The following is a 26,856-nucleotide window of genomic DNA, read 5'->3' as shown; positions in this document are numbered from 1 at the left end:
GTCAATATGACAAAATCAGTGTCAGATTATCAGCAACAAATCAATGATTACTTAAGTCATTTCGTACGACGTGACATCGACCAGCAAACCCTTAGCGATGCGATGACCTATTCCTTGATGGCCGGTGGTAAGCGTCTGCGACCTGCCCTGACCCTAGCTACCGTTGAAATGCTGGGTGGAACTATTGATCAGGCTGTTTTAAAAGCAGCCTGTGCTTTGGAGTTACTCCACACTTATTCACTGATCCATGATGATCTGCCAGCGATGGACAACGATCCGCTGCGTCGCGGTAAGGCTACCAACCATGTTCGCTTTGGCGCAGGGATGGCAACGCTAGCTGGGGATGGCTTGTTGACGCTTGCTTTCCAGTGGGTCAGCGAAAATGGCTTACCGGAAAGGACTCGTTTGCGTTTAGTGCAGGCCCTTTCTAAAGCAGCTGGTCCTGCTGGGATGGTAGCTGGCCAGGCCCGTGACATTCATTACACCGGTACAAAACTCAACCTGGATCAGCTTCGTTACTTACACCGTCAAAAAACAGGTGCTTTATTGCGTTACGCTGTGATGGCTGGTGGTATTATCACCAACCAGAATCAGCCAATCATGAAAGCACTGGAGGCTTTTGGAGCTAGTTTTGGCCTGGCCTTTCAAATCTACGATGATATCTTGGACGTTACATCGACACCTGAACAATTAGGAAAGGCCACCCATAAAGATGCGGGTGAAAATAAGAATACTTACCCAAGTCTACTGGGCTTGGATGGTGCCAAAGAGCAGTTAGACAAGGCACTTGATTCTGCACGTCAAGATCAGGAACAACTGAATCAACTGACGGGGCACTCATTTGCTGGCTACGATGAATTCTTAGCTTACTTCAAAGCGTAGGAGGTGAAGACAATGGAAAAGGAACGCGTTGATGTCCTCTTGGTCAAGCAGGGATTATTTGAATCACGTGAACAGGCCAAGCGAGCTGTGATGGCTGGAGAAATTTTAGGCAAGAATAACGAACGACTCGACAAACCGGGTGTGAAAATTCCGGTGACAACGACTCTCCACATGAAAGGGCACAAGATGCCCTATGTCAGCCGGGGAGGCCTGAAATTGGCTAAAGCCATTAAAGTCTTTGGCGTAGATGTTAAGGATAAAACGTGCTTGGACATTGGTTCTTCTACCGGTGGCTTTACCGATGTGATGCTGCAAAATGGCGCAAAACTGGTCTATGCTCTGGATGTTGGAACGAATCAACTGGTTTGGCAGCTGCGTGAGGACCCGCGAGTTGTTGTCATGGAGCAAACTAACTTTCGCTACAGTAAGCTCAGTGACTTCGCACAGGGTCAACCGGCTTTTGCATCGATCGACGTTTCCTTTATTTCATTGCGTTTAATTCTTCCCCCACTGTCCCACATTTTGCCAGTGGGTGGTGAAGTAGTGTCTTTGATTAAGCCGCAATTTGAAGCCGGACGTGAAAAGGTTGGCAAAAACGGGATCGTTCGCAGCCACGATGTTCACCGCGAAGTCTTGCAAACGGTATTGCAATTTGCCACTGAAGACAATTTTGATGTACTCGGCCTTGATTTTTCGCCGATCAAGGGTGGCCAAGGCAATATTGAATTTTTGGCGCATCTCAAGCTAACTGACCACCATGGTACTGTGTCACCAGATGTCGATATTGATAAAACTTTGGCGGCTGCGGACGATGAACTCAATCGTTAGGGGGAATTAGAATGAACAAAAGCGAACGTCAACAAAAAATTCGTGAATTGATTAGTCAGCAAAATGTTGAACGTCAGGACGACATGGTGCGGCTGCTCAAAAACGAGGGAATTGACGTCACCCAAGCGACGGTGTCCCGCGATATTAAGGAATTGCAATTGATTAAGGTGCCAAGCACGGACGGTGGCTATCGTTACAGCATGCCAGCACGGAAGCAGCCTAATCTCGGTCAACGGCTGAACACGATGATGGCTAATGACGTGCGTCAACTGAAAATCAATGAACGTTTTATTGCCATGGTGATGAATCCCGGTCGGGGGCCATTGATGTCACAATTATTACAGCAGATGGATTTTGATGAAATTTTCATCACCTTGGGCGATGACAGCAACGTACTCGTGATCTGCAATTCTGACGATGATGCTCAGAAACTATATCAGCAATTACGCGACCAACAGTAGTGGAGGGATAGCAAAGTGTTACAAGAATTGACGATTGATAACTTAGCAATCATTGAGCACCAGACACTAACCTTTGCTGACAACATGACTGTTTTGACGGGGGAAACTGGTGCCGGTAAATCGATCATTATCGATGCCGTCGGCTTGTTGGCTGGCAGCCGGGGTTCCCAAGAATACATTCGTCACGGTGCTGATAAATTATCACTTCAGGGCCAGTTTACAATTCCCAAAGATGATGATTACCTTGCCTTGCTAGATCAACTTGGCATTAACCACGATGACGGTGTTTTGATCATTAACCGCCAAATCAACCGTAGTGGCCGTAACACGATCCGTGTGAATGGCGAACTCGTGAACACCACGATTTTAAAAAAGATTGGCGCTAACTTAGTCGATATCCAGGGGCAAAATGAGCACCAGCAGCTACTGCAACCAGAAAAACACCTGGGGATGCTGGATCAGTTTGCTGGCAGTAAACTATTAGCGTTGAAATCGCAATACCAAGAAAAATACCGTCACTATGTCAAGCTAAAAAAGACGATTGAAAACCGACAGAAAAATGAACAGCAGTGGGCGCAACGTCTCGATATGCTTCGCTACCAAGTTAAGGAAATCGGTGAGGCCGACCTGCACGAAGATGAAGAGTCACAACTCAAGAAAGAACGTGAGCAATTGGCCCATTTTCAGCAGATCAATACGGCTTTGCAGACGGTGGTGGAAGCACTTAACGGTAACGATGAATCCCCAGCTGTCTTGGATCAACTAGCAACGGTGATGGATACTTTATCTGGTGTTGCCAACTTTGGTGACGACTACGCTGAGATGGACCGTTCATTATCCGATGCCTATTATTCCCTGCAAGACTTGGCTGACAATGCTGGTCACCAACTCGATATGCTGGAATTTGATGGTGACCGGCTAAATGAAATTGACCAGCGTTTAACAACGATCGGTACCCTTGAGCATAAGTACGGTGACGACATTCCAGCTGTTTTAAAGTACTATGACAAGATCCAGCAAGAATTATCAGAGATGGAAGCTGCTGCTGATTCGGCGGATGACCTGTCGGCAGAATTAGCAGAATTGACTAAGCAGCTGACAGGGTTAGCTGAGCAGTTGACCCGGGCACGACAAGCTGCTGCTCATAACTTGGAAGATCGTGTTCACCAGCAACTGAAGTCTTTATACATGGGCAAAGCCCAGTTCAAAGTCCATTTTGCTGGATCCCATGACTTTGGCCCTGACGGTTGTGACGAAGTAGAATTTTACATTCAGACTAATCCTGGCGAGGGGATGGGTCCACTAGTTAAGATTGTGTCTGGCGGTGAATTATCCCGGGTGATGTTGGCACTGAAAACAATCTTTGCCGCCAATGAAGGTGTTACCAGCATTATCTTTGACGAAGTGGATACAGGGGTCAGTGGTCGTGTGGCTCAAGCGATTGCTGATAAAATCAAAGGTATTGCCAAGCATTCGCAAGTCCTGTGCATTACCCACTTACCACAAGTTGCAGCTGTTGCCCAGCACCACCTCTTGATCCAAAAGGCCGTGCATGGTTCACGGACATTGACGTCGGTAACTAAGTTAAAGCCAGATGCGCGTGTTGCAGAATTGGCACGGATGTTGTCTGGTGAAAAAATAACTAAATTGACCCGTGAGCACGCCAGTGAGTTGCTTAAGATGGGTCAAGAAGATCAGTAAACTACACACTGATTTCAGCAAAATCAAATTTAGTCATAAAGAACCCCCTAAGTTGGATTGTTTGTCCAACTTAGGGGGTTCATTTCACGGTGATTTTGCCGCGGGCCATTTGAATATCCGATCATATCAACTTAAATTGATAAGATACTGAACTTGGTTAAAGTTAAAGAAATAATCAACGTTATTATTATGCACTAAGAAGCGATCATGACTCAATTGATGAATTCTGCCAGTGATATTGGTAACCTTGCCTTCTTTGCTAACTGGCAAGATTTGAATAAAGATATTTAAAGCTTGCTCAGTAGCGCGTTGAAGAAAGAGGCGTCGTTGCCACTCTGGCTGCTTGTTAAAAAGCTTAGTAGATGGATCTGCTCGGAAAAAACGGCTGATTTTTTGGTAAAGATTGGTAGCAGCTGAACCTTGATTTAATGATGACTGGTTTTGCACAATAATCACTCCCGAACATTTGTTTGCAACTAATAGTATACGAACATATGTTTTGGATTGCAAGGAAAAGTCATGATAAATAAAGTTATAAAAAAGGGGCTTGAATTTACTTATATTATATTGCACAATACTACTAATACATTTCTGATTAAGGAGCACCAAGTGATGACGAAGCGTGGAATGTTAATTGTATTATCAGGTCCTTCTGGTGTCGGTAAAGGTACTGTCCGGAAGGCCATTTTTGATCAACCTGGTAATGATTTCCAATATTCTGTTTCAATGACGACTCGTAAGCCACGTCCTGGCGAAAAAAACGGTGTCGATTACTTTTTTGTTAGCAAGGAAGAATTCGAGCAACATATTCAAAACGGTGAAATGCTGGAATATGCCAAGTACGTTGACAATTACTACGGGACACCATTAAAATATATTAATGATACATTGGACTCCGGCCATGATGTCTTTCTCGAAATTGAAGTTAATGGGGCTATGCAAGTGCGTTCTAAGTGTCCAGATGGGGTGTTCATTTTCTTGACGCCGCCAGATTTAATGGAGCTTAAGCACCGCTTAATTCACCGTGGTACTGATAGCATGGACGTTATCAATAAACGAATTCACAAGGCTTTTGGTGAAATTCGGATGATGCAAAATTACGATTATGCCGTTGTTAACGACAAGGTACCAAACGCGGTCAATAAGATTAAAGACATTATCCGCTCAGAACGGTTACGTGTTCCGCGTGTCATGCCGGATTATCTTGAAATGTTAGGAGATAAGTAAAATGATTCTGTTTCCATCAGTTGATGATCTGTTAAAGCGGGTTGATTCCCGTTATTCACTCGTGATGCTAGCTAGCAAGCGGGCACACGAATTAGAAAGTGGTGATCCGGGCGTTCTGGATCACTATGATTCCGTCAAGCCTGTTGGTAAGGCCCTCGAAGAAATTGTGGCCGGTAAGGTCACGATTGATCCTAACCACACGGAAGATCTGCAGGACTAGTCCTGAGAAATGCTAACAGCGAGCTGTACTCAATCCACGTGCAGCGCGCTGTTTTTCTTTTGGTTCGTCATGATATAATCAAAACAAGAAAAAGGCAGGGGGGAAATCAAGATGACTAGGATTGCGGTATATATCAGTGGCAGCATCGCGGCATACAAAGCGGTTGAAGTAGTTCGCGGACTGCAGCACCGCGGACATGACGTCCGGGTAGTGGAGACGGTTGCTGCCCAGCAGTTGATTGGACCGGCAACCCTCTCTTCGCTGACTAAACATCCGGTGATGACGGATCTGTGGAAACCTACGTTAACCGGAGAGGTGCCGCATATCCAATTAGCCGACTGGACGGAATTGGCAGTGGTTGTGCCGGCATCTGCTGACATCCTCGCCAAGATGGCAAATGGCTTGGCCGACGATCCGGCCAGCACTACGCTTTTGGCGACGGCTGCCCCAAAGATGGTTTTCCCTGCAATGAATAATCATATGCTTGCCAATCCCAGCACGCAGCGCAATCTGAAACGCTTAGCGGATGATGGTGTACAGATTATCGAACCAGCAGAAGGGTTGCTTGCAGAAGGCTATTCTGGCAAGGGACGGTTACCGGAAGTCCCTGAAGTGGTCGACTTGATCCAACGTCGGATTGATCAGTTGCATCATCACGGTGAATTAGCTGGGTGCCACGTCTTATTAACACTAGGCGGAACCCGTGAACCGCTGGATCCAGTGCGTTTTATTGGCAACCGCTCTTCCGGCAAAATGGGTGTGGCAATTGCTAAGGCTGCCTTGGCAATGGGAGCTGATCTTACCATTGTAGCTGGATCAGTTTCAGTTCAGCTTCCACAAGAAGGAGAAAATTGCCATATCGTCCGAGTTCAAACGACAGAAGAGATGGCTGCTGCAGTCAAAGAAAATTTTACTGACTGCGATGTTTTAATCATGGCTGCCGCGGTTGCTGACTTTAAAGCGAGCCAAACTGTTGATCATAAAGTGAAGAAGCAGGTAGGTCAAAAAGATTATCACTTTGATCTCGTTCCAACTCAGGATATTCTCAAAATGGCTGGCCAGATGAAACAACAGCAGTTAGTCATCGGTTTTGCTGCGGAAACGAATGACCTCATGGAGAATGCCCAACGCAAGTTAGATCAAAAACATGCGGACATGATCATCGCCAATGACGTTTCTAAAGCAGGGATTGGCTTTGGCAGTGATGATAACCAAGTCGTTATTTTGCAAAAAAATGCTGAGCCAGATCGCTGGCCCGTGGAGAGCAAGAACAAAATTGCGGAACATCTGATGCATTTAATTGCTCAGAAGATTAGGGAAGGACGGTAAATGGCAAGAGTTGCACAAGTAATTGTTGATGTGCCGACGATGCAAACCAACCACCCTTACAGTTATGAGGTTCCTGACAAGTGGTCTGACATCGTCCAACCAGGCATGCGGGTGGTAGTGCCTTTTGGCAACGGTCATCGCAATGTCCAGGGATTTGTCGTCAACATTGATCAGCCGACGCATTATCAAGGTCAGTTGCGCCCACTGGGTTCTTTGATGGATATGGAACCGGTAATTAATGAAGAATTGCTTAAACTGTCCCAATGGATGGCTGATGATACCTATTCGTTTTGGATAAGCTGCCTTTACGCGATGATACCCGCTGCCCTGAAAGGCAAGACTAGACGAATTGTCCGGATCGTCGATGAGGTTAGTGAAAAGGATGCTGAAGAAATTTTCCATAACCTTGATGAAATTGACTTTAGCGAAGTAGCTGCTAATCCTGAGATTGTCCAAAGAATTCGGCAATTACGCAGGCAAAAGAAAGTTGTCTTTGAATACCAGGTGGAAAACCAGGCGCACGCCAAGAAAATCACCGGGATTAAACCGGTCTTAGACTTTGGACGCTATGAAGATGAGCGGCAAGGAATTGCTAAGAACGCGCACGCCCAAAATAGGTTAATTTCTTATTTGCAAAGTCTCAATGGTTCGACCGTTGCTCAGCAAAAAGCCGAGAAACAGACTGGACTTTCAGCAGCCACTTTCCGTTTGGGTGAGAAACGGGGATGGCTGCAAAAAGTGCAAATTGAAACCTACCGGCGACCCGGCGGGAAAATTCCTAACGATAAGGAACTGACCAAACCGCTACATTTGAATGAAGAACAACAAAAGGCCTTTGACGCAATTAGTCAGGCCATTCAAGACGGTGATACTAAACCCTTCCTATTAGAAGGGGTGACCGGCAGTGGCAAGACGGAAGTGTATATGCAGTCAATCGCCAAAGCGTTGGAACAAGGTAAGACCGCCCTCATGCTAGTACCTGAAATTTCACTGACACCCCAGATGGTGCATCAACTGCGCGGGCGCTTTGGCCACAGAGTCGCCATACTGCACAGTTCCCTTTCCCGCGGTGAGCGTTATGACGAATGGCGGCGGATCGAAAGGGGTGAAGCGCAGGTTGTCGTCGGCGCCCGTTCAGCAATTTTTGCGCCGCTCCACCACCTTGGTTTGATAATTATCGATGAAGAACATGAACCAAACTATAAGCAGGAGGATACACCTCGCTATCAAGCACGACGGGTCGCAAAATGGCGTGGTCAATACAACCAGGCCGTTGTCGTCTTGGGTTCAGCGACACCGAGTCTCGAAAGCCGGAGCCGCGCTCACGTTGGGGTTTACCATCTTTTACGGATGCGGCACCGGGTCAATCACCACCCACTGCCGAGAACGGAAATCGTCGACATGCGACCAGTAGTACAACGTGAGGGGGAAACGGATTTTTCCCCGCGCTTAATTTCATTGCTGGCTGATCGTCTGCAGAAGGGCGAACAAAGTATTTTGATGTTGAATCGGCGTGGCTTTTCTTCCTTTGTGATGTGTCGCGACTGTGGCTTCGTCCTGAAATGTTCTAACTGTGACATTTCATTAACACTTCACATGGCTAGCCACACGATGCGCTGTCATTACTGTGGTCACGAAGAACCCATTCCGCGCATCTGTCCCCACTGTCATGGTCATAAGATTCGTTATTATGGCACAGGAACCGAAAAAGTTGCTACCCAGCTTGAGCGGCTTTTACCGCAGGCACGCGTCATTCGGATGGATGTTGATACGACTCGTCGCAAGGGTATGCACGAGCGACTGCTAAAGGAATTTGGCGAGCACAAGGCTGATATTCTTCTGGGGACGCAGATGATTGCTAAGGGTTTGGATTTCCCCAATGTGACCTTGGTTGGGGTCCTCAATGCGGATACGGGCTTGGATCTGCCTGATTTTCGTGCTAGCGAACACACCTTTGATCTCTTGGCTCAAGTCAGCGGTCGCGCTGGCCGTGCTGATAAGGCCGGCTACGTGGTGATTCAAACATTTAACCCCACTAACTATGCTATTGAGCTTGCTCAGGCGCATGATTACGAAAGATTTTTTGCTACGGAGATGAACCTTCGTTATCGCGCGGGTTACCCGCCTTACTACTATGCGGTTAAGCTGATGGCTAGCCATGAAGATCAAGCGGTAGCCTTGCGAGCAATTAATAAGATTGCCAAACAGCTCCAAACGAACCTGGCCCCTTCAACGGTAGTACTGGGACCATCGCCGCGACCTATTGCCCGGATGAAACGCCGCTACTACTACCAAATTGTGATCAAATATAAAAATGATCCGGTACTGCATCAATTGCTGACGGAAGTATTAAACACTAACCAGCAGAAAAACTTTCGTGATGTGCAAATCACGATTGATCCGGATCCACAGTACTTTATGTAAGGAGATTGTAAATATGACCTCAGTTGTTTTCATGGGAACTCCGCAGTTTGCCGTCCCAATTTTAAAAAGTTTAATTGACAGTCCTGAATATGACGTAAAAGCTGTCGTCACCCAGCCCGATCGGCGGGTGGGGCGTAAGCATGTTTTGAGTGCTTCACCAGTTAAGCAGGCAGCAGTAGAAGCACAGATCGAAGTTTTACAACCGGAAAAGATCAACCATAGCCCAGAGATGGGCCGGGTGATTGAGATCAATCCTGATCTGATTATTACGGCTGCCTTTGGCCAGTTTCTGCCTGATAAATTGCTGCAGGCAGCTAAGGTCGCAGCCATTAACGTTCACGGTTCATTGCTCCCCAAGTATCGTGGTGGCGCACCAGTTCAATATTCGGTAATTAATGGGGATGCTGAGACCGGAGTCACAATTATGTACATGGTTAAGAAGATGGATGCCGGTGACATCATTGCCCAAAAATCGATTCCAATTACCGCTAAAGATGATTCCGGAACGATGTTTGATAAGCTGAGTTTGCTGGGCCGCGATCTTTTGCTGACGACCTTACCAAAACTCTTGGCTGGCGACATCACGCCGGTTAAACAGAATCCAGCTAAAGTTACCTTTGCTCCTAACATCAGCAGTCAGCAGGAACGCATCGACTACCGAATGACTGCTCAACAGATTGATGATAAGGTGCGTGGGTTGCGGCCATTTCCAATTGCTAACATGATCGTCGATGGTTTGAGAACCAAAATTTATGACGTGACCCCACTGGATGAAAAGACAACGCTGGCAGCCGGGCAGGTTGTGCGTGTCACCAAACATAGCTTGGTTTTGGCGGCAGGTCAGGGAACCACATATCAAATCAACGAATTACAGCCAGCCGGTAAGCAAAAGATGGCAATTACGCCATATTTAAATGGACACCAAAACTTAAAGGAAGGATTTCAGGCAGTAACCGATGGCAATAAGTAAAAACAATGCACGCTGGTTGGCAGTTGGTGTCTTGGACCGGGTCACTAAGCAGCACGCTTATTCGAATCTTCAACTCAATCAGGTTTTGCAGACTCATCCGCTCAGCGATGCCGACCGTCATTTAATGACCAACATTGTTTACGGAGTGTTGCAGCACAAATTAACACTTGATTATTGGCTTGAGCCTTTTATTGGCCGTAAAAAAATTGATAATTGGGTTCGGGTGCTCTTATGGACAGCCATTTATCAATATCATTATTTGGACCGCTTGCCTGCATATGCTGTTACTAATGAAAGCATCGATATTGCCAAAGCAAAGGGCAACCCTGGTACTAGGCGTTTAGTAACGGGCATTTTGCACGCTTTTTTGCGCAAAGGCGCGCGTTCTTTTGATGAGCTTAAGGATCCACGCGAACGTCTATCCGTTAGCACCAGTGAACCACGGTGGCTAGTTGACAACTTGGTACATGATTATGGACAAGCAGTAGCAGAAAAGGTTTTGAATAGTTTTAACCGCCCAGCTCACCTAGCTGTTCGGGTTAACACCGCTCTGACAACCGTAACTAAGGTTATCTCGGCGCTTGCAAATGAAAAAATAGAAGCGCGGCCGAGTCAGCTGGCTGCTAATGGTTTAGTTGTTGAGAGCGGCAATGTTTTGGCGAGTTCGGCTTTTGCCAAGGGTTTAGTGACGGTTCAGGACGAAAGTGCCCAACTGGCGGTTGAGAGTATGGACCTGCAGCCTGATATGAAAGTCTTGGATGCGTGTGCAGCCCCAGGTGGCAAAACTACTCAGATTGCAGAACAGTTGGATCCAGAAAAAGGCGGCCAAGTCACTTCTCTAGACCTTCATGCCAATAAAATCCGCTTAATTCAACGTAATGCCCAGCGCATGGGATTGGTAGACCAAGTTAATGCTCAGCAGATGGATAGTCGCAAAGTAGGCCAAATTTTTGACGATAATACTTTTGATGCTATTTTAGTTGATGCTCCCTGCAGCGGTATTGGTCTGTTAAGACGTAAACCCGAGATCCGCTACGATAAAAGTCGCGCGGATAGTGAGCATCTGCACCGAATTCAGTTGGAAATTCTTGATGCTGTTGCTGCAAAGATCAAAAAGGGCGGTATAATAACTTACAGCACCTGCACATTGTTAAAGCGAGAAAATGATGGGACCGTTCGAGCATTCTTGCAAGATCACCCTGATTTTAAATTGATAAAAACTCGTACCGTGCGGGAAGTGAAAGACGATCGAGCAACTGCTACACTGACAATTTTGCCTAGTGACGTGGGAAGCGATGGCTTCTTTATCAGCAGTTTGTGTCGGATCCGCTAGAAGGGAAATTTCGGGAGACAATGAGAACTGCTTTCCAATCAAATATCGGCCGTCAACGGTCACAAAATCAAGACCGGGTGGCCAAATTTACTAGTGAACAGGGCCCACAATTAGCAGTTGTCGCTGATGGTATTGGTGGCAACCAACGTGGTGACTTGGCAGCGGAAATAGCCATTAAAAGCCTTGGTCGTGATTTCATGAGCGACGCACCTAGCGATGAAAATGAAGCAAGTTCATGGCTATCTGTGCAGGTGCAATCAATTAACAATCAAGTCTTAAAAAAATCAAAAGAAAAAAGTTCATACCGGGGGATGGGCACAACGCTTGTCGCCGCCGTCTTTTTTGAAGAATCTGTGGTGGTTGCCAATATCGGTGATAGCCGTGGCTATATTATGCACGGCGATATGTTGACGCAAATCACAATTGACCATTCTCTGGTAAACGAATTAGTTAAAAATGGTGATTTAACTGAGCAAGAAGCCGCCCGCTCACCACAAAAAAATATTATTACCCGTGCAATCGGTATTTCACCGAGTGCTAATGCTGACGTTAACCGTTTTCCTTTTAAAAACGGGGACCAGCTTTTGCTTTGTACGGATGGTCTAACCAATTTGGTTAATAAGACACAAATTAGTCAGGTTCTTAGTTCAAATAAAAAACTGACCAAAAAGTGTAACCAATTAATTAAAATGGCTAATAAAGCGGGTGGACCGGATAACATCACCGTATTAATCAGTCAACAAGACCAGGAGAGGTTATAAAAAAATGAAGCCTGGATATAAGCTTAGTAACCGGTATCAAATCGTCCGGTCACTTGGTGAAGGTGGAATGGCAAACGTGTACCTTGCCCGGGATTTGGTTCTTGATCGATACGTCTCTGTCAAGCTGCTGCGGGTTGATCTACGTGATGACCCGAAGACGCGTCACCGCTTCGAACGCGAAGCAATGGCGACTACCCAGTTGAGCGATCCTCACATTGTAGGTGTTTATGATGTGGGTGTTGATCAAGGAATGCAGTACATGGTAATGGAATATGTTGATGGGATGGACCTTAAAGCGTACATTAACCAGTATTTCCCAATTCCACTTCCTCAAGTGATCGATATTATGGAGCAAGTGCTCTCAGCGGTTGAAGTAGCCCACCAGCATGGAATTATTCACCGTGATTTGAAGCCACAAAACATCCTTATCGATGACAATAAAAATATTAAAATTACTGATTTTGGCATTGCCACAGCGACTTCAGCTAACTCAATGACCCAGACTAATACTTTGCTGGGTTCTGTTCACTACCTGTCGCCTGAACAGGCGCGTGGCAGTATGGCAACATCGCTGTCAGATATCTATTCTTTGGGTATTATTCTTTATGAATTATTGACCGGAACAGTACCATTTGAAGGTGAAAACGCCGTTTCAATTGCCTTAAAGCATTCACGGGATAATGTACCTTCAGTGCGCTCACAATTCCCGTCAATTCCGCAACCTTTGGAAAACGTCGTTCTGCATGCCACCGCGAAACGTCCGGAAGATCGCTACCAATCGGCTAAAGCCATGGCTGATGATCTTAAGACATCGCTGGATCCAGCGCGCAAAAATGAGCAGCCATTTACATTGCACCATGATGATGATGGTGAAACGAAAGTGCTGGACATCAATGAACTACGCAAGAAGCGTCAGGAACAAGCAGCTGACCAGGACGAGGCTGAAGATGACAAGCCAAAACCGCGCAAGCCTAGTTTTTGGCATCGCTATAAGCGACAACTGATTGCTAGCGTGGCCGGGATTGTCGTCATTGCCGGGATTGGTGTCGGATGGTATTACAATCAGGAAATTCCGTTTACTGATGTCACAGGAATGAGTGAAAAAGCCGCTCGTCGGCATTTGCAAAAGGACCACGTTAAAGTGGGGACGGTTAAAACCGCATTTAGCCGTGATGTCGCTGCTAACCATGTTATTCGCACTAACCATCCTGATGGCCATGTGAAACGCAACCAGGCTGTGAATTTGGTTGTCAGCACAGGCGTGAAGTCATTCAAGATGCCAAGCTATGTCGGTCAATCTGCCAACCAAGCAAGTGATGACTTGCAGGAAAAGGGCTTTGTCGTACACGTTAAGAAACGTTATTCTAACAATGTCGATCAAGGAGCTATTATTTCCCAAAACTACAGCAAAGATTCTGTGATTAAACCCAATCACAATCAAGTGACTCTGACGGTTAGCGCAGGGAAAAAGCAGTTTGTGATTCCTAACTTTAAGAACCGGGACATTCGTGACGTTCAGGACTTTGCTAATAAGTATGGCTTGCAGTTGACCACGACCGAAAAGCGTTCAAAGACAGTGGCAACCAACCACGTGGTTAGTCAGACGCCACGAGCTGGTTCTAAATTGTCATCCGGTGATACTCTAACGGTTGGGGTTGCTACATCTGGTAACCAAACGCGGACTACCAATATTCAGATCAATATCCCATTTGATAGCAACGAAGGCAAGCGCGAAAACCGGGTTCAGGTTTACATTGCCGACGCTAACCACAACCTGACGATGGAGTATCAGGATATTACAATCAATCAGGAAACAACGATTAACGTGCCGTTTACGTTGAAGAAGGGGCAAACCGGCTCTTACCGGGTTATTCGCAACGGACGGACGATCATGAGTGCAACCAATATCACTGGCTAGGAGGACTTTGTGAAAGGAACTATTCAACAATCACTAAGCGGTTTTTATGATATTTTGAGTGATGGCCACCTGTATCGGACACGGGCACGGGGAAACTTCCGTGCTAGGAACATTAAACCGATTGTTGGTGACCGGGTCGAGTTCAGCAGCGACGATGATCAGCATGGCTATCTTTTGAAGGTTTTGCCGCGGGTTAATGAACTGCGTCGACCTCCGGTGGCCAATGTTGAGATGGCCGTTGTTGTCACAGCGGTTGTTCAGCCCACAATGTCAACTAATTTACTGGACCGGCAACTAGTGGCATTAGAAAAGCAAGGCATTACAGCATTGTTATATTTCTCCAAGACCGATTTAGCTAGTGATGATGAATGGTCATCCTTTTTGCCGATAGCCGCTGGTTACCGGGATGCAGGCTATGAAGTCTTTGCTGCTCGCGATCCTTTTGATCAGCAACAGATGCAACGCCTTCAAAAGATGCTGAATGGTCATGTTGTCACGATGATGGGTCAGACTGGAGCTGGCAAATCGACTTTACTCAACCACCTAGCACCAGAATTAAACCTGAAAACGGGTGAAATTTCGACCGCACTGAAGCGTGGCCGTCATACAACCCGGAAAGTTAGCTTGTTACGCGTTGGAGAAGCTTTGATTGCGGACACTCCAGGATTTTCGTCCTACGAAGATTTATCGATAAGCAAGGAAGAATTGCCAAAACTCTTCCCTGAAATGGCTAAAGTAGCGCCTAATTGTCGCTTTCGCGGTTGCCTCCACATGAAGGAACCGGGTTGTGCAGTGAAAGCAGCCGTCAGTGATGGTATAATTATGGAGTCGCGTTATGACAACTATCTCCAGTTTCAGGAGTTAATTGCCAACCGCAAACCAACATATGAGAAACGGAGAGATCATTAATGATTAAAGTTGCGCCTTCAATTTTGAGTGCAGATTACATGAACCTGCAGCGGGATATTGAAAAAGTTGAAAAGGGTGGAGCAGAATACGTCCATGTCGATGTGATGGATGGTACTTTTGTTCCTAACATTTCATACGGCCCAGGCTTTGCTAAGGCTGTTAACGCCATCACTAACATGACCGTGGATGTTCACCTGATGGTTCAAAACCCGGAACACCTGATTCCGATGTTCGCTGATGCCGGCTCAGACATTTTAGGTGTTCAAGTCGAAGCAACTAAGCATATCCACCGGGCAATGCAGCTGATCAAGAACCACGGGATGAAGCCAGAAGTTGTACTGAACCCTGGTACTCCTGTTTGCATGGTTGAACCAGTTCTGCACATGGTTGGTCAAGTGTTGGTTATGACCGTTAACCCAGGCTTCGGTGGTCAAAAGTTCTTACCAGAAACTGTTGACAAGATTGCTCAACTCAACGAAATCAAGAAGGAAAAGGGCTACGACTACGACATCGAAGTCGATGGTGGTATCAACGATAAGACCGTTGTTGATTGTTACAAGGCTGGTGCAACGGTTGCTGTGGCTGGCTCATACGTCTTTGGCTCTGATGATCCGGTTGCACGGGTTAACGCCATTAAGAACGCTACTAAATAGTTTGTAATCATAATTTAGCTAATGATTTATTTCCCTAGTGCCAGGTGATTGTGTGCTAGGGAAATCTTTTTATGGGATGTTAAGATGCAAAACCAGAAAAAAGAAAAAGTCCGCGTTGTCAATTTAATGGTTGGGGGCCCTGAAGAGCTAATTCCCTGGGACTTGGTAGTTGCACATCGCCAGGAACCATGGGTAGCTGTTGATAAAGGTGCTGTCCGCCTCGTTAAGATGGGGATGGTGCCAGATTATGCCCTGGGTGACTTCGATTCGAGTACGAAGGAAGAAGAAAAAGCCGTCGTCAAAGCAGTCGGAAGGGTACGGACTTTCCCACCTGAGCCCAAGGATTATACTGATACCCAACTGGGCATCAAAGCGGTTCTCGATCACTTCGATTTTGAACAAGTTAACCTTTGGGGTGCTACTGGCGGACGAATTGATCACTTTCTCAATAACTTGTTTTTGCCATTGATTGCTCCATTTGATCAGGTACTAACCCGTTTATGTATTATCGACCGTGGCAACGTGGTTCGTTATTATCAACCAGGCAATTATGCTATCAAAAAATTGCCATCGATGAAGTACTTGGCATTCGTCAATTTGACCGCTGTAAAGGATATGACACTGATTGATGAAAAATATACTCGATTAGTTCAGCATTGGGATAGCCAAGTGCCGGTATCATGGGCCAGCAACGAATTTGTTGGTGACGTCAACCACTTTTCACTTGGCTCCGGAATCGTTGCGGTTATCCAGTCGCGCGACGTTTCGGCTGACCATTCAGGACAGCCTGAATAAGCTGTCAAGCAAAAATACTTGAAACTAATTGTTGCAATCGTGATGTGGCTATGGTAAATTATTTAAGTGAGTTAAAGCGCAAATGCGTGGCGAAAAATGAAAGCAGAGGAGGGGAAACCATGGCTAAAGATTATTTCACTGGCAAGCGTACCCGGTTTGGTAACAAGCGTTCACACGCCCTCAATGCCAACCGTCGTAGCTGGAAGCCTAACTTGCAAAAGGTTACCATCTTGGTAAACGGTAAGCCAAAGAAGGTTTACGTTTCTGCACGTACCCTGAAGTCAGGCAAGGTTACCCGCGCTTAGTTCGGGTTCTAATTTCTCAACCGTTCGCAGCTTTGGCGGACGGTTTTTTATTTAGCGTACCATATGTTAAAATAACAACAATTGATTACGCACAAATTAAACAAGGAGGCCGTTACGATGGCGGTAAAGATTAAGACGCACGCTGGTACAATTGACATTGCTAACGATGTAATTTCGACAGTTGTTGGTGGCGCTGCAACAGACAACTACGGGGTAGTTGGGATGGCCAGCCATAATCCTGTTCGGGATGGCTTTAACCAGATCCTGCGCCGCGAGAACTACAGCAAGGGTGTTGTGGTTCGTCAACTAGATAACGGCATTTCAGTGGACGTTAACATTATTGTGAGCTATGGAACGAAGATCTCCGAAGTTTGCAAGAGCGTCCAGCAAAAAGTTAAGTACAACCTTGAATCAATGCTGGGAATTTCGGCTAGCTCAGTCAACGTGTTTGTCCAAGGTGTACGGGTTGTTAGTGATTAGTTACAGCGGGAGGCATTTGAATTGGCAGTAAAGGAAATAACCAACCTTGAATTTGGTAAGATGGTGCAGGCTGCGTCAGCTAAGCTGAATCAACAGGCTAAGTTTATTAACTCATTAAACGTCTTTCCGGTACCGGATGGGGACACTGGCACTAATATGAGTATGTCAATGGCTAGTGGTGCTAAGTACGAACGTGATGAAACCAGCACCGCTGTCGGCGACTTAGCCGCTGCATTAGCTAAGGGCCTTTTGATGGGGGCACGTGGTAATTCTGGCGTCATTTTATCCCAGATTTTTCGTGGCTTTTCCAAGGATGTCAAAGGTAAGCAGACTCTAACCGCAGCAGAATTGGTCCATGCGTACGCAGCCGGTGCTCAAACAGCTTATAAAGCCGTGATGAAACCCACTGAAGGAACGATTTTAACTGTCGTTCGTGAATCTGCACAGGCGGGCCTTAACGACATTAAAGAAAATCCTGACACGGATGTCATCGCTGTGATGAAGGTTATGCTAGATGCAGCGGAAAAGGCTTTAAAGACCACCCCTGATTTGCTGGCAGTTCTGAAAGAAGTTGGCGTGGTTGATTCAGGTGGCCAAGGTTTGGTCTTTGTTTTGCAGGGCTTCTATGATGCTTTGACTGGCAAGAGCGTTGATGAAGGTTCAGTCCCAGATAATGCCCAGATTGATGAAATGATCAATGCAAAGCACCACCAAAGTGCACAGGGCAAACTGGATCCGGCCGACATTAAGTATGGCTACTGCACCCAAATGATGGTGCGTCTGGGTCGGGGTAAAGAAGTTGATCGTAAATTTGATTACGATACTTTCTACGACTACCTGGCTAACTTAGGTGATAGTTTGCTAGTCATCAATGATGACGAAGTCGTCAAGGTCCACGTTCACACAGAACATCCTGGCAAGGTTCTGTCATGGGGTCAAGAATTCGGTGATCTGCAAACCGTTAAAGTTGACAACATGCGTTGGCAACAAGAACAAATTATGGAGCACGACGAAGAAGAGCCAAACAATCCAGTAGAAGCTGCCGCTGCTAAACAGGAAGAAAAAGAAGCTCCCGAAACCGCGGTGATTGCGGTTTGCGCTGGGGACGGCGTTGCTAAGCTCTTTAAGAGCATGGGCGTGACCCACGTGATTAACGGTGGTCAGACGATGAACCCATCCATTCAGGATATTGCTGATGCCATCAACAATAGTGGTGCTAAGAAAGCGCTGGTTTTGCCTAACAACGGCAATATCTTTATGGCCGCAGACCAAGCCGCTGATGTGGCTAAAATTCCGACAAAGGTAGTTCATTCTAAGTCCATTTCACAGGGACTGACTGCTTTGCTTGATTACAACCAGGAAAGTGATTTACAAAAGAATCATGATGCCATGGAAGCTAACTGTGCAAACGTCAAGAGTGGAGAAGTAACGATTGCGGTTCGTGATACTAAGATCAACGGACGCTCCATTAAGAAAGACGACTACATGGGCATTGTCGACGGCACCATTACCAACACTGATCCTGACTTAGTCAAGGCTGCAATTCAGATGGTTCACGGGATGCTTGATGAAGACAGTGAAGTTGTCACTATTATCTATGGCTCTGATGGTGATGAAGACCAAGCCAAACAGATCCAAGATGCCGTCATGGGCTTTGACGACGAATTAGATGTGCAGATTTATGAAGGCGATCAGCCGGTTTATCCTTATCTAATTTCTGTCGAATAAGACTTGGCAGCCTTGGTCAGTGAATGCTGATAAACAATGCGTTGAATAACAATGGGGCTCCAGTGTCCAGCTACGGCTGAACTGGGGCCCATTGCTATCTTAGTTGATACATTGTTGAAAATAATATTTGAGTACCTTGCAGTCTGAGCAAGTTGACGGGAGGTGTTAGGATGAAAAGCTTACAGGATCCAGTCACGGCACTCAAGGGCGTTGGCCCCAAGATGGCTGATAATTTAGCAACACTGGACATCCATACCGTTGCTGATCTTCTTAGTCATTATCCGGCCCGCTACGATGATTTTGCACCGACTGATTTGACTACTGCTAAGGACAAACAAAAGGTGACGGTCGCTGGCACGGTGATGTCAGAGCCCATTCTTTCGCGTTTTGGTTATCGCCGAAACCGCCTCAGTTTCCGAGTATTGGTCGATCAAAATGTCGTCATGGTCTCATTCTTTAACCAACCATACCTTAAAAAGCAGGTGGCCCTTAATGACGAGGTGACCATTCTGGGCAAATGGGAAGCAGCCCGTCAACAAATCCTTGGTACGAAACTCATTACAAAACAAGCTACGGATAAGGAAGACGAGTTGGGAGCCATCTACCCCAGCAACAAACACGTTCGTCAAACAACGTTGCGCAAACTGATCAAGCTTGCTTATAACCAGTATCAAGACGTAATTGCAACTTTGCTGCCGATCAATCTTCGTCACCGTTACCAGTTGATGGAGCGACGCGATATGATCAGGGAATTGCATTTTCCACATGATACATCGACTTTGAAAGCTGCACGACGAACAGGTAGCTATGAAGAATTTTTCTTGTTTCAGCTGCGACTGCAAGCAACAAAACTTGCTAACGAACAGGTTGCTGGCAACCGGATTCTTTACCATAATGATGAACTGAAGGCTTTTATCAAAACGATTCCGTTTGAACTGACCAAGGCACAAAAAAGGGTCGTTAACGAAATTTGCCGTGACTTGCGAAGGCCTTACGAAATGAATCGCCTGTTGCAAGGTGACGTCGGCTCTGGCAAGACCATCGTTGCCGCTATTGCGATCTACGCGACAATCAATGCCGGCTATCAGGCTGCCTTAATGGCACCAACCGAAATTTTAGCCGAACAGCATGCCGCAAAATTAGCTAAAATTTTTGATGGTACACCGGTACACGTCGGATTGCTGACCGGATCGCTAAAGTCAAAGCAACATCAAGCACTGATTGCTGGGATCAAGGAGGGGTCGATTAATTTAATTGTTGGCACCCATGCCTTGATTTCTGATTCAGTAGACTATGCTAATCTCGGCCTGGCGGTTATCGATGAACAGCACCGTTTTGGGGTTCATCAGCGACAATTGCTGCGTGAAAAGGGTAACCGCCCTGACGTCCTTGCTATGACGGCCACGCCGATACCACGGACGCTGGCCATTACTGCTTATGGTGAAATGGACGTTTCAGTGATTGATGAAATGCCTGCTGGCCGAAAACCAATTATCACAAAATGGTTGCGTTCGAATCAATCGCCGGCTGCGCTGCAATTCTTGGAAGAACAGCTCGCTGATGGTGCTCAGGCTTATGTTGTCAGTCCACTGATTGCTGAATCAGAATCACTGGACGTAAAAAATGCCACTGAACTCTACGAAAAGCTCGCCAAATACTTCGGTGATCGTTACAAAGTTGGTTTATTGCATGGTCAATTAGACGATGACGAAAAAAAACAAGTGATGAAACAATTTAAAGATGGTCAGATTCAGATCCTGGTTGCGACGACGGTGGTTGAAGTTGGGGTTGATAACCCGAATGCGACGGTCATGATGATTTACAATGCCGATCGATTTGGCTTGGCTCAGTTGCACCAATTGCGGGGCCGTGTCGGTCGGGGTGATCGGCAGAGTTACTGCCTCTTGATTGCTGATCCAAAAACGGACGAAGGTGCGGAACGGATGAACACCATGGTTGCCACTACCGATGGCTTTAAGGTTGCTCAACGCGACCTCGAACTACGTGGCTCCGGTAATGTTTTGGGCAACAAGCAGTCTGGAATTCCCGATTTTAAAATTGGTGATCCGGTCGGTGATCTCAAAATTTTGCAGTTAGCCCGTCAAGACGCTGAGGATTTGTTGCGCACGCCCGGCTGGGATGAACAGGATGAGAATCAGCCACTGGTGCTTTATTTGCAGCGTCACCAGTTAGCGACGCACTTTGATTGAGATTGAGAAACTAAGTAGGAGGATTATTATGAAAATTGCTGTTGATGCGATGGGCGGCGACAATGCTCCCCAAGCTATCATCGAAGGGGTTGAGCAGGCCCGCGATCGTTTTGATGACATCGATTTCGACCTTTATGGCGATCCTGCTAAGGTGAAGCCGTTGATCAAGAATCAGGACCGGTTGAAGATTGTGCCAACAACACAGGAAATCAGCATGGGTGAAGAACCAGTTAAGGCAATTCGTCATAAGAAGGATTCTTCAATTGTCCGGGCTGCCCAAGCCGTTAAGAATGGTGATGCGGATGCCTTTTTCTCTGCTGGTAACACCGGCGCTGTTTTAGCAGCGGGTATTTTTATTGTGGGCCGAATTAAGGGCATTAGCCGTCCCGGTTTGACCAGTGTTCTGCCGGTGGCCAATCCTAACGCCACTAGTCAGCAGATGGTTTACCTGGATTCTGGTGCCAACGCTGAGAGCAAAGAAAAGAACTTGGTTCAGTTCGCTTACCTGGGCCGCTTTTATGCTGAGCGGATGTTTAACGTCAAGAATCCACGAATTGGTCTCCTAAACAATGGTGCAGAGGAAGATAAGGGTGATACTCTGCATAAGGCAGTTTGGCAAGACTTACACAATGAAAAAGATCTTAACTTCGTCGGCAATATCGAAAGCGGCGATTTGTTAAACGGTAAGGTTGATGTCCTCGTCAGTGATGGCTGGACTGCTAACGCTGCTTTAAAGGCCACCGAAGGCACCGCCAAAGTCTTGATGAATTTGATTCGGCACGGCATCGAAAACGGTGGCTTGCGGGCCAAATTAGCTTACTTGCTTCTGCGTCCCGTGCTGCACCAGATTGGTCATTCGATGTCATCTTCTACCTATGGTGGGGCGGTGCTATTAGGCTTAAAAGCTCCGGTTGTTAAGACCCACGGTGCTTCAGATGCGAAGGCTGTGGCAAGCACGATTGCCCAAATTCACCAGATGATTGATACGAAGATGATTGAGCAGACGGTTGAATTCTTTAGTCAACAAAACCAAGCAAAAAGCATAGACAATCAAGAACAAAACTAATAAAATAAGCAGTGTATTGTTTAATCAAATGTGAGGTTCAATCAAAATGGAAAAAAAGGAAATTTTCGATAAAGTATCGTCCATTGTGGCCGATCATTTCGATGTTGATCGCGCTAAAATTACGGAAGATTTGAATTTGCGGACTGATTTAAACGCCGATTCCATTGATTTCGTTGAATTTATGTTGGAATTGGAAGACACGTTTGGCCAACAAATTGAAGATGAGGAAGCTGAAAAACTCAGCACCATCGGCGAAGTCGTTGACTACATTGCCGCTCACCAAAACGATAAATAAGAGTAGATTGACCACGGCCGATACAACCCGTGGTCTTTTTTCGACAAGGAGGTATTAGGAAATGGATGACATCACCGCGCTCCAGCACTATTTAGCTGATGAGTTTTCAATCCATTTTAATAACCGGGATTTGTTAGCTGAGGCTTTCACACAGGCATCTTACGTTAATGAACATCCCAATCAGGGTTTGAAGTTTTACGAACGGATTGAATTTTTGGGCGATGCTGTTTTGCAATTGTTCGTCTCAGAATATATCTACAAGCGCTATCCTCAGTTGCCACAGGGTAAGCTGACACGTTTGCGTGCCGCAATGGTTTGTGAGGACAGTTTCTCCAAGTTTGCTAAAGAATGTCACTTTGATCAGTACATTCGCTTAGGCAAGGGCGAGGAAAAGGCAGGCGCACGTCACCGTTCTGGACTGCTCTGTGACATTTTCGAATCCTTTATCGGCGCCCTCTATCTGGATCAAGGAAAAGACGCTGTTGAAAAGTTTATTCACCGCGTCATTTTTCCAAAGCTCGACATGGGTTGGTTCGACCACGCTGTCGATTCGAAGACCAGTCTGCAGGAGTTCTTACAGCGGCACGGCGATGTCGACATCGAATACCATCTTTTGGCTGAACGCGGTTCCGAAAATAAGCCGGTCTTTAAGGTTAACGTGACCGCTAATGGTCAGGAAATTGGCCAGGGACAAGGCAGTTCCAAGAAGCATGCCGAAATGGCTGCCGCTAAAGCAGCACTCGATAGTTTGCGTCAAAAAAATTAGGGGCGAAAGTTAGTTCATTATGCAATTGTTGTCGTTAGAGCTGAATGGCTTTAAATCATTTGCAGATAAAACCATTATCAAATTTGAGCCGGGCATTACTGGTATCGTTGGCCCCAACGGCAGTGGTAAAAGCAACTTGATTGAGGCTATCCGCTGGGTTCTGGGGGAACAGTCTGCGAAAAATTTGCGTGGCGATAAGATGGCCGACGTAATTTTCAATGGTTCAGCTGATAGAAAGCCCCTCAATCGAGCGATGGTTTCGGTGAAGTTCGATAACAGCGACCACTACCTGCAAAGTGATTACACCGAGATTGAAGTTACACGTAAGTTGTACCGCAATGGCGATAGTGAATACTTGCTTAATGGCTCCCAGGTACGTCTTAAAGATATTAATGATCTCTTTATTGACTCAGGGCTTGGCCGGGAATCCTTTTCTGTCATTTCGCAAGGGCGGATTGCAGCCATTTTCAACGGGAAACCAGCAGACCGGCGTCAAATCATTGAAACGGTTGCCGGAGTGGCTAAGTATAAGCAAAATAAAACAACCGCTCAGAAAAGATTGGCTGATACCAATGATAACCTTAACCGGGTCAATGATATTGTCGCTGAACTGAAGGGACAACTGGATCCGCTCGAGGAAGAGGCCGGGATTGCCCAGGATTATCTGGAACAAAAAAAGCAATTTGACCTCTATGACCGGACCCAGACCGTTCGTCAAATCAGCACGAAACAAAAACAACTTGTCAATTTACAGGCGCAATTGAAGCAGGTTCACGAACAAGATGATGATTACGGCCAACAAATTCAGAAGTCATCGTCTAAGCTCACAACCTTGCAGGATTCGCAACGTCAGTGGGTTCAAGACAAGGATCAGCTGGCAGCTAAGGTCTTGTCCATTACCCAGTTGATTGCTAAGTTGAATAATAAACAGTCGATGGCCCAAATTCATCGGGAAGAGCGGCAAAAGCAGCTGGCTCAGTTGCGCGATCAGCTCGTTGATCTTCAGCAGGAAGGGCAAAGACTGAGTGAACAGATCAATTCACAGAAAAAGGCACTGGCAAAACAGCAAGCCACGATTGAACAGCACCAGCAAACCTTGAAACAGTTCCAATCTCAATCTTCTGCAGAACAGGAATCAGCTGTCAAAGCGAAGATCGAACAGTTACGCAACCATCAGATTGATTTGATGCAGCGATCAACGGACTTACACAACCAGTTGCTTTTTGCCAAGCAGACTCACGACCGTTCTGCTCAGCAAGCACACGAAAATGATACCCAGTTGCAGGCTAGTCGTCAGCGTTTGGCTTTGCTTCAGCAACAAGCTCATCAGACGGCAGATACATTGACTAAAGATAGTGAACAGCTGCAGGGTATTCATGATCAGCTGTCATATAATCAGGATAGTTTGCAGCAAATTCAACAGCGCTATGAGCAGGCGCAGCATGATTGGTATCGACTGCTTGGGGATGTTCATGCAGCTGAAGGTCGGATTAAAAACTACCGTTCAATGCAAGCCGACTATTCCGGATATTACTATGGTGTAGCGGCTGTACTTAAACAAAGACAATCTTTTCCTCATTTGTTGGGCTCAGTCAGTGAGTTGATTAACGTTCCCGCTAAGTTGACGACCGCTATTGAAACAGCACTGGGTAGTCAGTTGCAGCAATTGGTTGTTTCTGATCAACAAACGGCTAAGGATATCATTCATTATCTAGTTAGACACCGTGCCGGACGAGCCACTATTTTGCCGTTAGATACACTGAGTCGGGGACGGCTTTTGCGGCCGATGGGTTTAGATAGATTAGCTGGCTACATCGGCGTTGCAAACCAACTGATTAAGTTCCAGGCGAACATTCAGGTAGTCGTCGACCACCTCTTAGGAACAACGGTAATTGCTGATAACCTGGACCACGCGACGCAGATTGCCCGGGCGGCCCACCACCAGGCCAGGGTCGTTACGCTTGACGGTCAGGTTGTCAATGCTAGCGGTTCGATGACTGGTGGTGCCAATCGTCAACACCGGATGGGCCTTTTAACGCAAAAACGCCAGGCTGAGTCTATGCAAGACGAGTTGAATCAGGTTAAAGCTTCTGCTAATAAAGCTGAAAAAGAAGTTCAACAGCTTGATGCACGTCGCACAGCAGAGCGCGAATCTTTGGATCAGTTGCAAAATCGTTATGCTCAGTTGCAGGCTAAGTACAATGATGAGCAGGCCAGCCAAAAGGTGACCCAGAATCAGCTGACTAACCTGCGACGTCAGTTGGATGCAATGCAGTACCAAAGTGCTTCACAAGAAGAAGGTCACAGTAAGTATCTTCAGAAGCAGAAACAATTACAAACGGACTTGGACAATGTTCAGGCCGAATTGACTGATGTGAAAGAAAAGGTTGCAACTGCCCAAAAGCATCAGCAAGAACTGGCTGATAACGCAAGCAATAATGCTGAACAAATTCACCAGGAAGAACAATGGTTGGCGGTTGCTAGTGAGCGGCGGGCTCAATTAAGACGTGAACTCAAAGCTTTACAGAAATCATCAGATGAAAACAAGCAAGCCATCACGGCAAATCATGCTGACCAATCACGAATTCAGGCCGATGATCATTCCAGTGACGATGATCAGAAATCATCAACGGCTAGTCTGGCTGAGTGCAAAAAAGATTTGGCACAAGCTAAAAGGGATCAGCAAGTGAATGCTGATAAGTTGGCTGAAATTGACCAGCAAATAAAAGATCATAGTCAGTCACTAGAACGTCTCCGTGAATTGCAGAATGCGACGGTCGACGATCTCAACCGGTTAAATAACCAACATGCCCAGCTAGCGGCCTCAATTGACAGTGGCATGAATCGTTTGAGCGAACGTTATAGTATGTCGTTGGCAGAAGCCCAGCAGAATGTCAGTGACGCGGATGACCAAACGGTGGCCACAAAATTAAAGTTATTGCAGCGTGGTCTTAGCGAACTGGGTGAGGTTAACGTCGGTGCCATTGATCAATATCATCAAGTTAAAGAGCGCTATGACTTTTTGACAAGCCAACGTGAAGATTTGGTTACAGCCAAAAATCAATTACTGACGACCATGAATGCGATTGATAAGCAAGTCAAAGACCAATTCTTGGAGACGTTTAATAAAGTTTCAGCGGCCTTTTCACAGACTTTCAGCGATATCTTTGAGGGTGGCCGGGCTAAGTTAATTTTGACTGATCCTGATGATTTGCTCGAGACTGGTGTTGATATTATGGCGCAGCCTCCTGGCAAACGTAACCAGCAGTTATCGCTTTTATCAGGCGGTGAGCAAGCGTTGACTGCCATTGCCTTGCTTTTCGCCATTCTCAAAGTTCGTCCGGTACCGTTCGCCATTCTGGACGAACCGGAAGCTGCTTTGGATGCGGTGAATGTCGACCGCTTTGCACACTATCTTGAACGATTTGGCAATGACGGTCCCCAGTTCATCGTGATTACCCACCGGAAGGGCACAATGATGAACGCTGATGTTTTGTATGGTGTGACTATGCAGGAATCTGGTGTGTCAAAGATGGTTTCTGTCGACGTAGCTGATGCTCTTTCAGCAGCGGAAACGGGCAGCAATAACTAACGA

General features: G+C 46.4%; 24 protein-coding genes. 23 read left to right on the top strand and 1 reads right to left on the bottom strand.

Going from position 1 to position 26,856, the window contains the following annotated elements:
• The first annotated feature begins 6 nt into the window (after positions 1-6).
• The 4 genes from AB3114_RS05040 to recN are packed head-to-tail and all read left to right on the top strand — an operon-like array spanning position 7 to position 3,872.
• Entirely contained in the window at positions 7-882 is an 876-nt protein-coding gene (locus tag AB3114_RS05040; RefSeq protein WP_367342176.1) for a polyprenyl synthetase family protein, read from the top strand.
• Between the two features lie 12 nt (positions 883-894).
• Positions 895-1,710 carry a TlyA family RNA methyltransferase gene (locus AB3114_RS05035; RefSeq protein WP_367342175.1) on the top strand — a complete coding sequence of 272 codons (816 nt, stop codon included), beginning with the start codon at positions 895-897 and terminating at the stop codon, positions 1,708-1,710.
• Positions 1,711-1,721: 11 nt separating this feature from the next.
• Complete coding sequence (locus AB3114_RS05030) at positions 1,722-2,171, top strand: arginine repressor (RefSeq protein WP_367342174.1); 450 nt, start codon at positions 1,722-1,724, stop codon at positions 2,169-2,171.
• Between the two features lie 15 nt (positions 2,172-2,186).
• On the top strand, positions 2,187-3,872 hold the full coding sequence (gene recN, locus AB3114_RS05025) for a DNA repair protein RecN (RefSeq protein ID WP_367342173.1): 1,686 nt from the start codon (positions 2,187-2,189) through the stop codon (positions 3,870-3,872).
• A 126-nt stretch (positions 3,873-3,998) separates the two neighbouring features.
• On the opposite strand, the gene AB3114_RS05020 is transcribed toward recN, so the two are convergent.
• Positions 3,999-4,319: a hypothetical protein gene (locus AB3114_RS05020; RefSeq protein ID WP_367342172.1), complete on the bottom strand. Its 321-nt coding sequence runs from the start codon at positions 4,317-4,319 to the stop codon at positions 3,999-4,001.
• Between the two features lie 165 nt (positions 4,320-4,484).
• On the opposite strand from AB3114_RS05020, the gene gmk reads away from it, so the two are divergent.
• The 19 genes from gmk (at position 4,485) to smc (ending at position 26,853) form a co-directional block, all read left to right on the top strand.
• Positions 4,485-5,099 carry a guanylate kinase gene (gene gmk / locus AB3114_RS05015; RefSeq protein WP_367342171.1) on the top strand — a complete coding sequence of 205 codons (615 nt, stop codon included), beginning with the start codon at positions 4,485-4,487 and terminating at the stop codon, positions 5,097-5,099.
• A 1-nt stretch (position 5,100) separates the two neighbouring features.
• Positions 5,101-5,319 (top strand): DNA-directed RNA polymerase subunit omega, encoded by a 219-nt coding sequence (gene rpoZ, locus AB3114_RS05010; RefSeq protein ID WP_367342170.1) that lies wholly within the window; start codon positions 5,101-5,103, stop codon positions 5,317-5,319.
• Between the two features lie 111 nt (positions 5,320-5,430).
• A complete protein-coding gene (gene coaBC / locus AB3114_RS05005; RefSeq protein WP_367342169.1) occupies positions 5,431-6,648 on the top strand; it encodes a bifunctional phosphopantothenoylcysteine decarboxylase/phosphopantothenate--cysteine ligase CoaBC in 1,218 nt (405 codons plus the stop codon).
• Positions 6,649-9,072 carry a primosomal protein N' gene (gene priA / locus AB3114_RS05000; protein WP_367342168.1) on the top strand — a complete coding sequence of 808 codons (2,424 nt, stop codon included), beginning with the start codon at positions 6,649-6,651 and terminating at the stop codon, positions 9,070-9,072.
• 13 nt (positions 9,073-9,085) lie between these two features.
• A complete protein-coding gene (fmt, locus tag AB3114_RS04995) occupies positions 9,086-10,042 on the top strand; it encodes a methionyl-tRNA formyltransferase (protein ID WP_367342167.1) in 957 nt (318 codons plus the stop codon).
• Entirely contained in the window at positions 10,029-11,375 is a 1,347-nt protein-coding gene (rsmB, locus tag AB3114_RS04990; protein WP_367342166.1) for a 16S rRNA (cytosine(967)-C(5))-methyltransferase RsmB, read from the top strand. Before fmt ends, rsmB begins: the two co-directional genes overlap by 14 nt.
• 20 nt (positions 11,376-11,395) lie before the next feature.
• Complete coding sequence (locus AB3114_RS04985; RefSeq protein WP_367342165.1) at positions 11,396-12,136, top strand: Stp1/IreP family PP2C-type Ser/Thr phosphatase; 741 nt, start codon at positions 11,396-11,398, stop codon at positions 12,134-12,136.
• Between the two features lie 4 nt (positions 12,137-12,140).
• Positions 12,141-14,054, top strand: a complete 1,914-nt coding sequence (gene pknB, locus AB3114_RS04980) for a Stk1 family PASTA domain-containing Ser/Thr kinase (protein WP_367342164.1) — start codon at positions 12,141-12,143, stop codon at positions 14,052-14,054.
• A gap of 9 nt (positions 14,055-14,063) precedes the next feature.
• The gene (gene rsgA / locus AB3114_RS04975; protein WP_367342163.1) at positions 14,064-14,963 is read left to right on the top strand and encodes a ribosome small subunit-dependent GTPase A; all 900 of its coding nucleotides are present in this window, start codon (positions 14,064-14,066) and stop codon (positions 14,961-14,963) included.
• On the top strand, positions 14,963-15,616 hold the full coding sequence (gene rpe / locus AB3114_RS04970) for a ribulose-phosphate 3-epimerase (RefSeq protein ID WP_367342162.1): 654 nt from the start codon (positions 14,963-14,965) through the stop codon (positions 15,614-15,616). The genes rsgA and rpe overlap by 1 nt, the downstream gene beginning before the upstream one ends.
• An 84-nt stretch (positions 15,617-15,700) precedes the next feature.
• Positions 15,701-16,411, top strand: a complete 711-nt coding sequence (locus AB3114_RS04965) for a thiamine diphosphokinase (protein WP_367342161.1) — start codon at positions 15,701-15,703, stop codon at positions 16,409-16,411.
• 119 nt (positions 16,412-16,530) lie between these two features.
• Positions 16,531-16,716, top strand: coding sequence for a 50S ribosomal protein L28 (gene rpmB, locus AB3114_RS04960; RefSeq protein ID WP_367342160.1), 186 nt, complete (start codon positions 16,531-16,533; stop codon positions 16,714-16,716).
• Positions 16,717-16,833: 117 nt separating this feature from the next.
• A complete protein-coding gene (locus tag AB3114_RS04955) occupies positions 16,834-17,196 on the top strand; it encodes an Asp23/Gls24 family envelope stress response protein (protein ID WP_367342159.1) in 363 nt (120 codons plus the stop codon).
• A 21-nt stretch (positions 17,197-17,217) separates the two neighbouring features.
• Complete coding sequence (locus AB3114_RS04950) at positions 17,218-18,924, top strand: DAK2 domain-containing protein (RefSeq protein ID WP_367342158.1); 1,707 nt, start codon at positions 17,218-17,220, stop codon at positions 18,922-18,924.
• 170 nt (positions 18,925-19,094) lie between these two features.
• Positions 19,095-21,134, top strand: coding sequence for an ATP-dependent DNA helicase RecG (gene recG / locus AB3114_RS04945; protein ID WP_367342157.1), 2,040 nt, complete (start codon positions 19,095-19,097; stop codon positions 21,132-21,134).
• A gap of 28 nt (positions 21,135-21,162) precedes the next feature.
• Complete coding sequence (plsX, locus tag AB3114_RS04940; protein ID WP_367342156.1) at positions 21,163-22,200, top strand: phosphate acyltransferase PlsX; 1,038 nt, start codon at positions 21,163-21,165, stop codon at positions 22,198-22,200.
• Positions 22,201-22,246: 46 nt separating this feature from the next.
• Complete coding sequence (acpP, locus tag AB3114_RS04935) at positions 22,247-22,495, top strand: acyl carrier protein (RefSeq protein ID WP_367342155.1); 249 nt, start codon at positions 22,247-22,249, stop codon at positions 22,493-22,495.
• A gap of 61 nt (positions 22,496-22,556) precedes the next feature.
• Positions 22,557-23,261 (top strand): ribonuclease III, encoded by a 705-nt coding sequence (rnc, locus tag AB3114_RS04930; RefSeq protein ID WP_367342154.1) that lies wholly within the window; start codon positions 22,557-22,559, stop codon positions 23,259-23,261.
• Between the two features lie 19 nt (positions 23,262-23,280).
• Entirely contained in the window at positions 23,281-26,853 is a 3,573-nt protein-coding gene (gene smc, locus AB3114_RS04925) for a chromosome segregation protein SMC (RefSeq protein ID WP_367342153.1), read from the top strand.
• The last annotated feature ends 3 nt before the right edge of the window (positions 26,854-26,856 follow it).

This window comes from Limosilactobacillus sp. (genome assembly GCF_040772465.1).
Classification (GTDB): domain Bacteria; phylum Bacillota; class Bacilli; order Lactobacillales; family Lactobacillaceae; genus Limosilactobacillus.
Note: the sequence above shows the minus strand (reverse complement) of the source record. Positions and strands in the feature narration are given on the sequence as shown.

Coding starts and splice junctions, on each gene's coding strand:
- rpoZ (WP_367342170.1), top strand. CDS start 5,101: ATGATTCTGTTTCCATCAGTTGATGATCTGTTAAAGCGGGTTGATTCC.
- acpP (WP_367342155.1), top strand. CDS start 22,247: ATGGAAAAAAAGGAAATTTTCGATAAAGTATCGTCCATTGTGGCCGAT.
- rpe (WP_367342162.1), top strand. CDS start 14,963: ATGATTAAAGTTGCGCCTTCAATTTTGAGTGCAGATTACATGAACCTG.
- rnc (WP_367342154.1), top strand. CDS start 22,557: ATGGATGACATCACCGCGCTCCAGCACTATTTAGCTGATGAGTTTTCA.
- coaBC (WP_367342169.1), top strand. CDS start 5,431: ATGACTAGGATTGCGGTATATATCAGTGGCAGCATCGCGGCATACAAA.
- smc (WP_367342153.1), top strand. CDS start 23,281: ATGCAATTGTTGTCGTTAGAGCTGAATGGCTTTAAATCATTTGCAGAT.
- AB3114_RS04985 (WP_367342165.1), top strand. CDS start 11,396: ATGAGAACTGCTTTCCAATCAAATATCGGCCGTCAACGGTCACAAAAT.
- priA (WP_367342168.1), top strand. CDS start 6,649: ATGGCAAGAGTTGCACAAGTAATTGTTGATGTGCCGACGATGCAAACC.
- AB3114_RS05030 (WP_367342174.1), top strand. CDS start 1,722: ATGAACAAAAGCGAACGTCAACAAAAAATTCGTGAATTGATTAGTCAG.
- rsmB (WP_367342166.1), top strand. CDS start 10,029: ATGGCAATAAGTAAAAACAATGCACGCTGGTTGGCAGTTGGTGTCTTG.
- rpmB (WP_367342160.1), top strand. CDS start 16,531: ATGGCTAAAGATTATTTCACTGGCAAGCGTACCCGGTTTGGTAACAAG.
- AB3114_RS04955 (WP_367342159.1), top strand. CDS start 16,834: ATGGCGGTAAAGATTAAGACGCACGCTGGTACAATTGACATTGCTAAC.
- gmk (WP_367342171.1), top strand. CDS start 4,485: ATGACGAAGCGTGGAATGTTAATTGTATTATCAGGTCCTTCTGGTGTC.
- plsX (WP_367342156.1), top strand. CDS start 21,163: ATGAAAATTGCTGTTGATGCGATGGGCGGCGACAATGCTCCCCAAGCT.
- pknB (WP_367342164.1), top strand. CDS start 12,141: ATGAAGCCTGGATATAAGCTTAGTAACCGGTATCAAATCGTCCGGTCA.
- recG (WP_367342157.1), top strand. CDS start 19,095: ATGAAAAGCTTACAGGATCCAGTCACGGCACTCAAGGGCGTTGGCCCC.
- fmt (WP_367342167.1), top strand. CDS start 9,086: ATGACCTCAGTTGTTTTCATGGGAACTCCGCAGTTTGCCGTCCCAATT.
- AB3114_RS05040 (WP_367342176.1), top strand. CDS start 7: ATGACAAAATCAGTGTCAGATTATCAGCAACAAATCAATGATTACTTA.
- AB3114_RS04965 (WP_367342161.1), top strand. CDS start 15,701: ATGCAAAACCAGAAAAAAGAAAAAGTCCGCGTTGTCAATTTAATGGTT.
- AB3114_RS05035 (WP_367342175.1), top strand. CDS start 895: ATGGAAAAGGAACGCGTTGATGTCCTCTTGGTCAAGCAGGGATTATTT.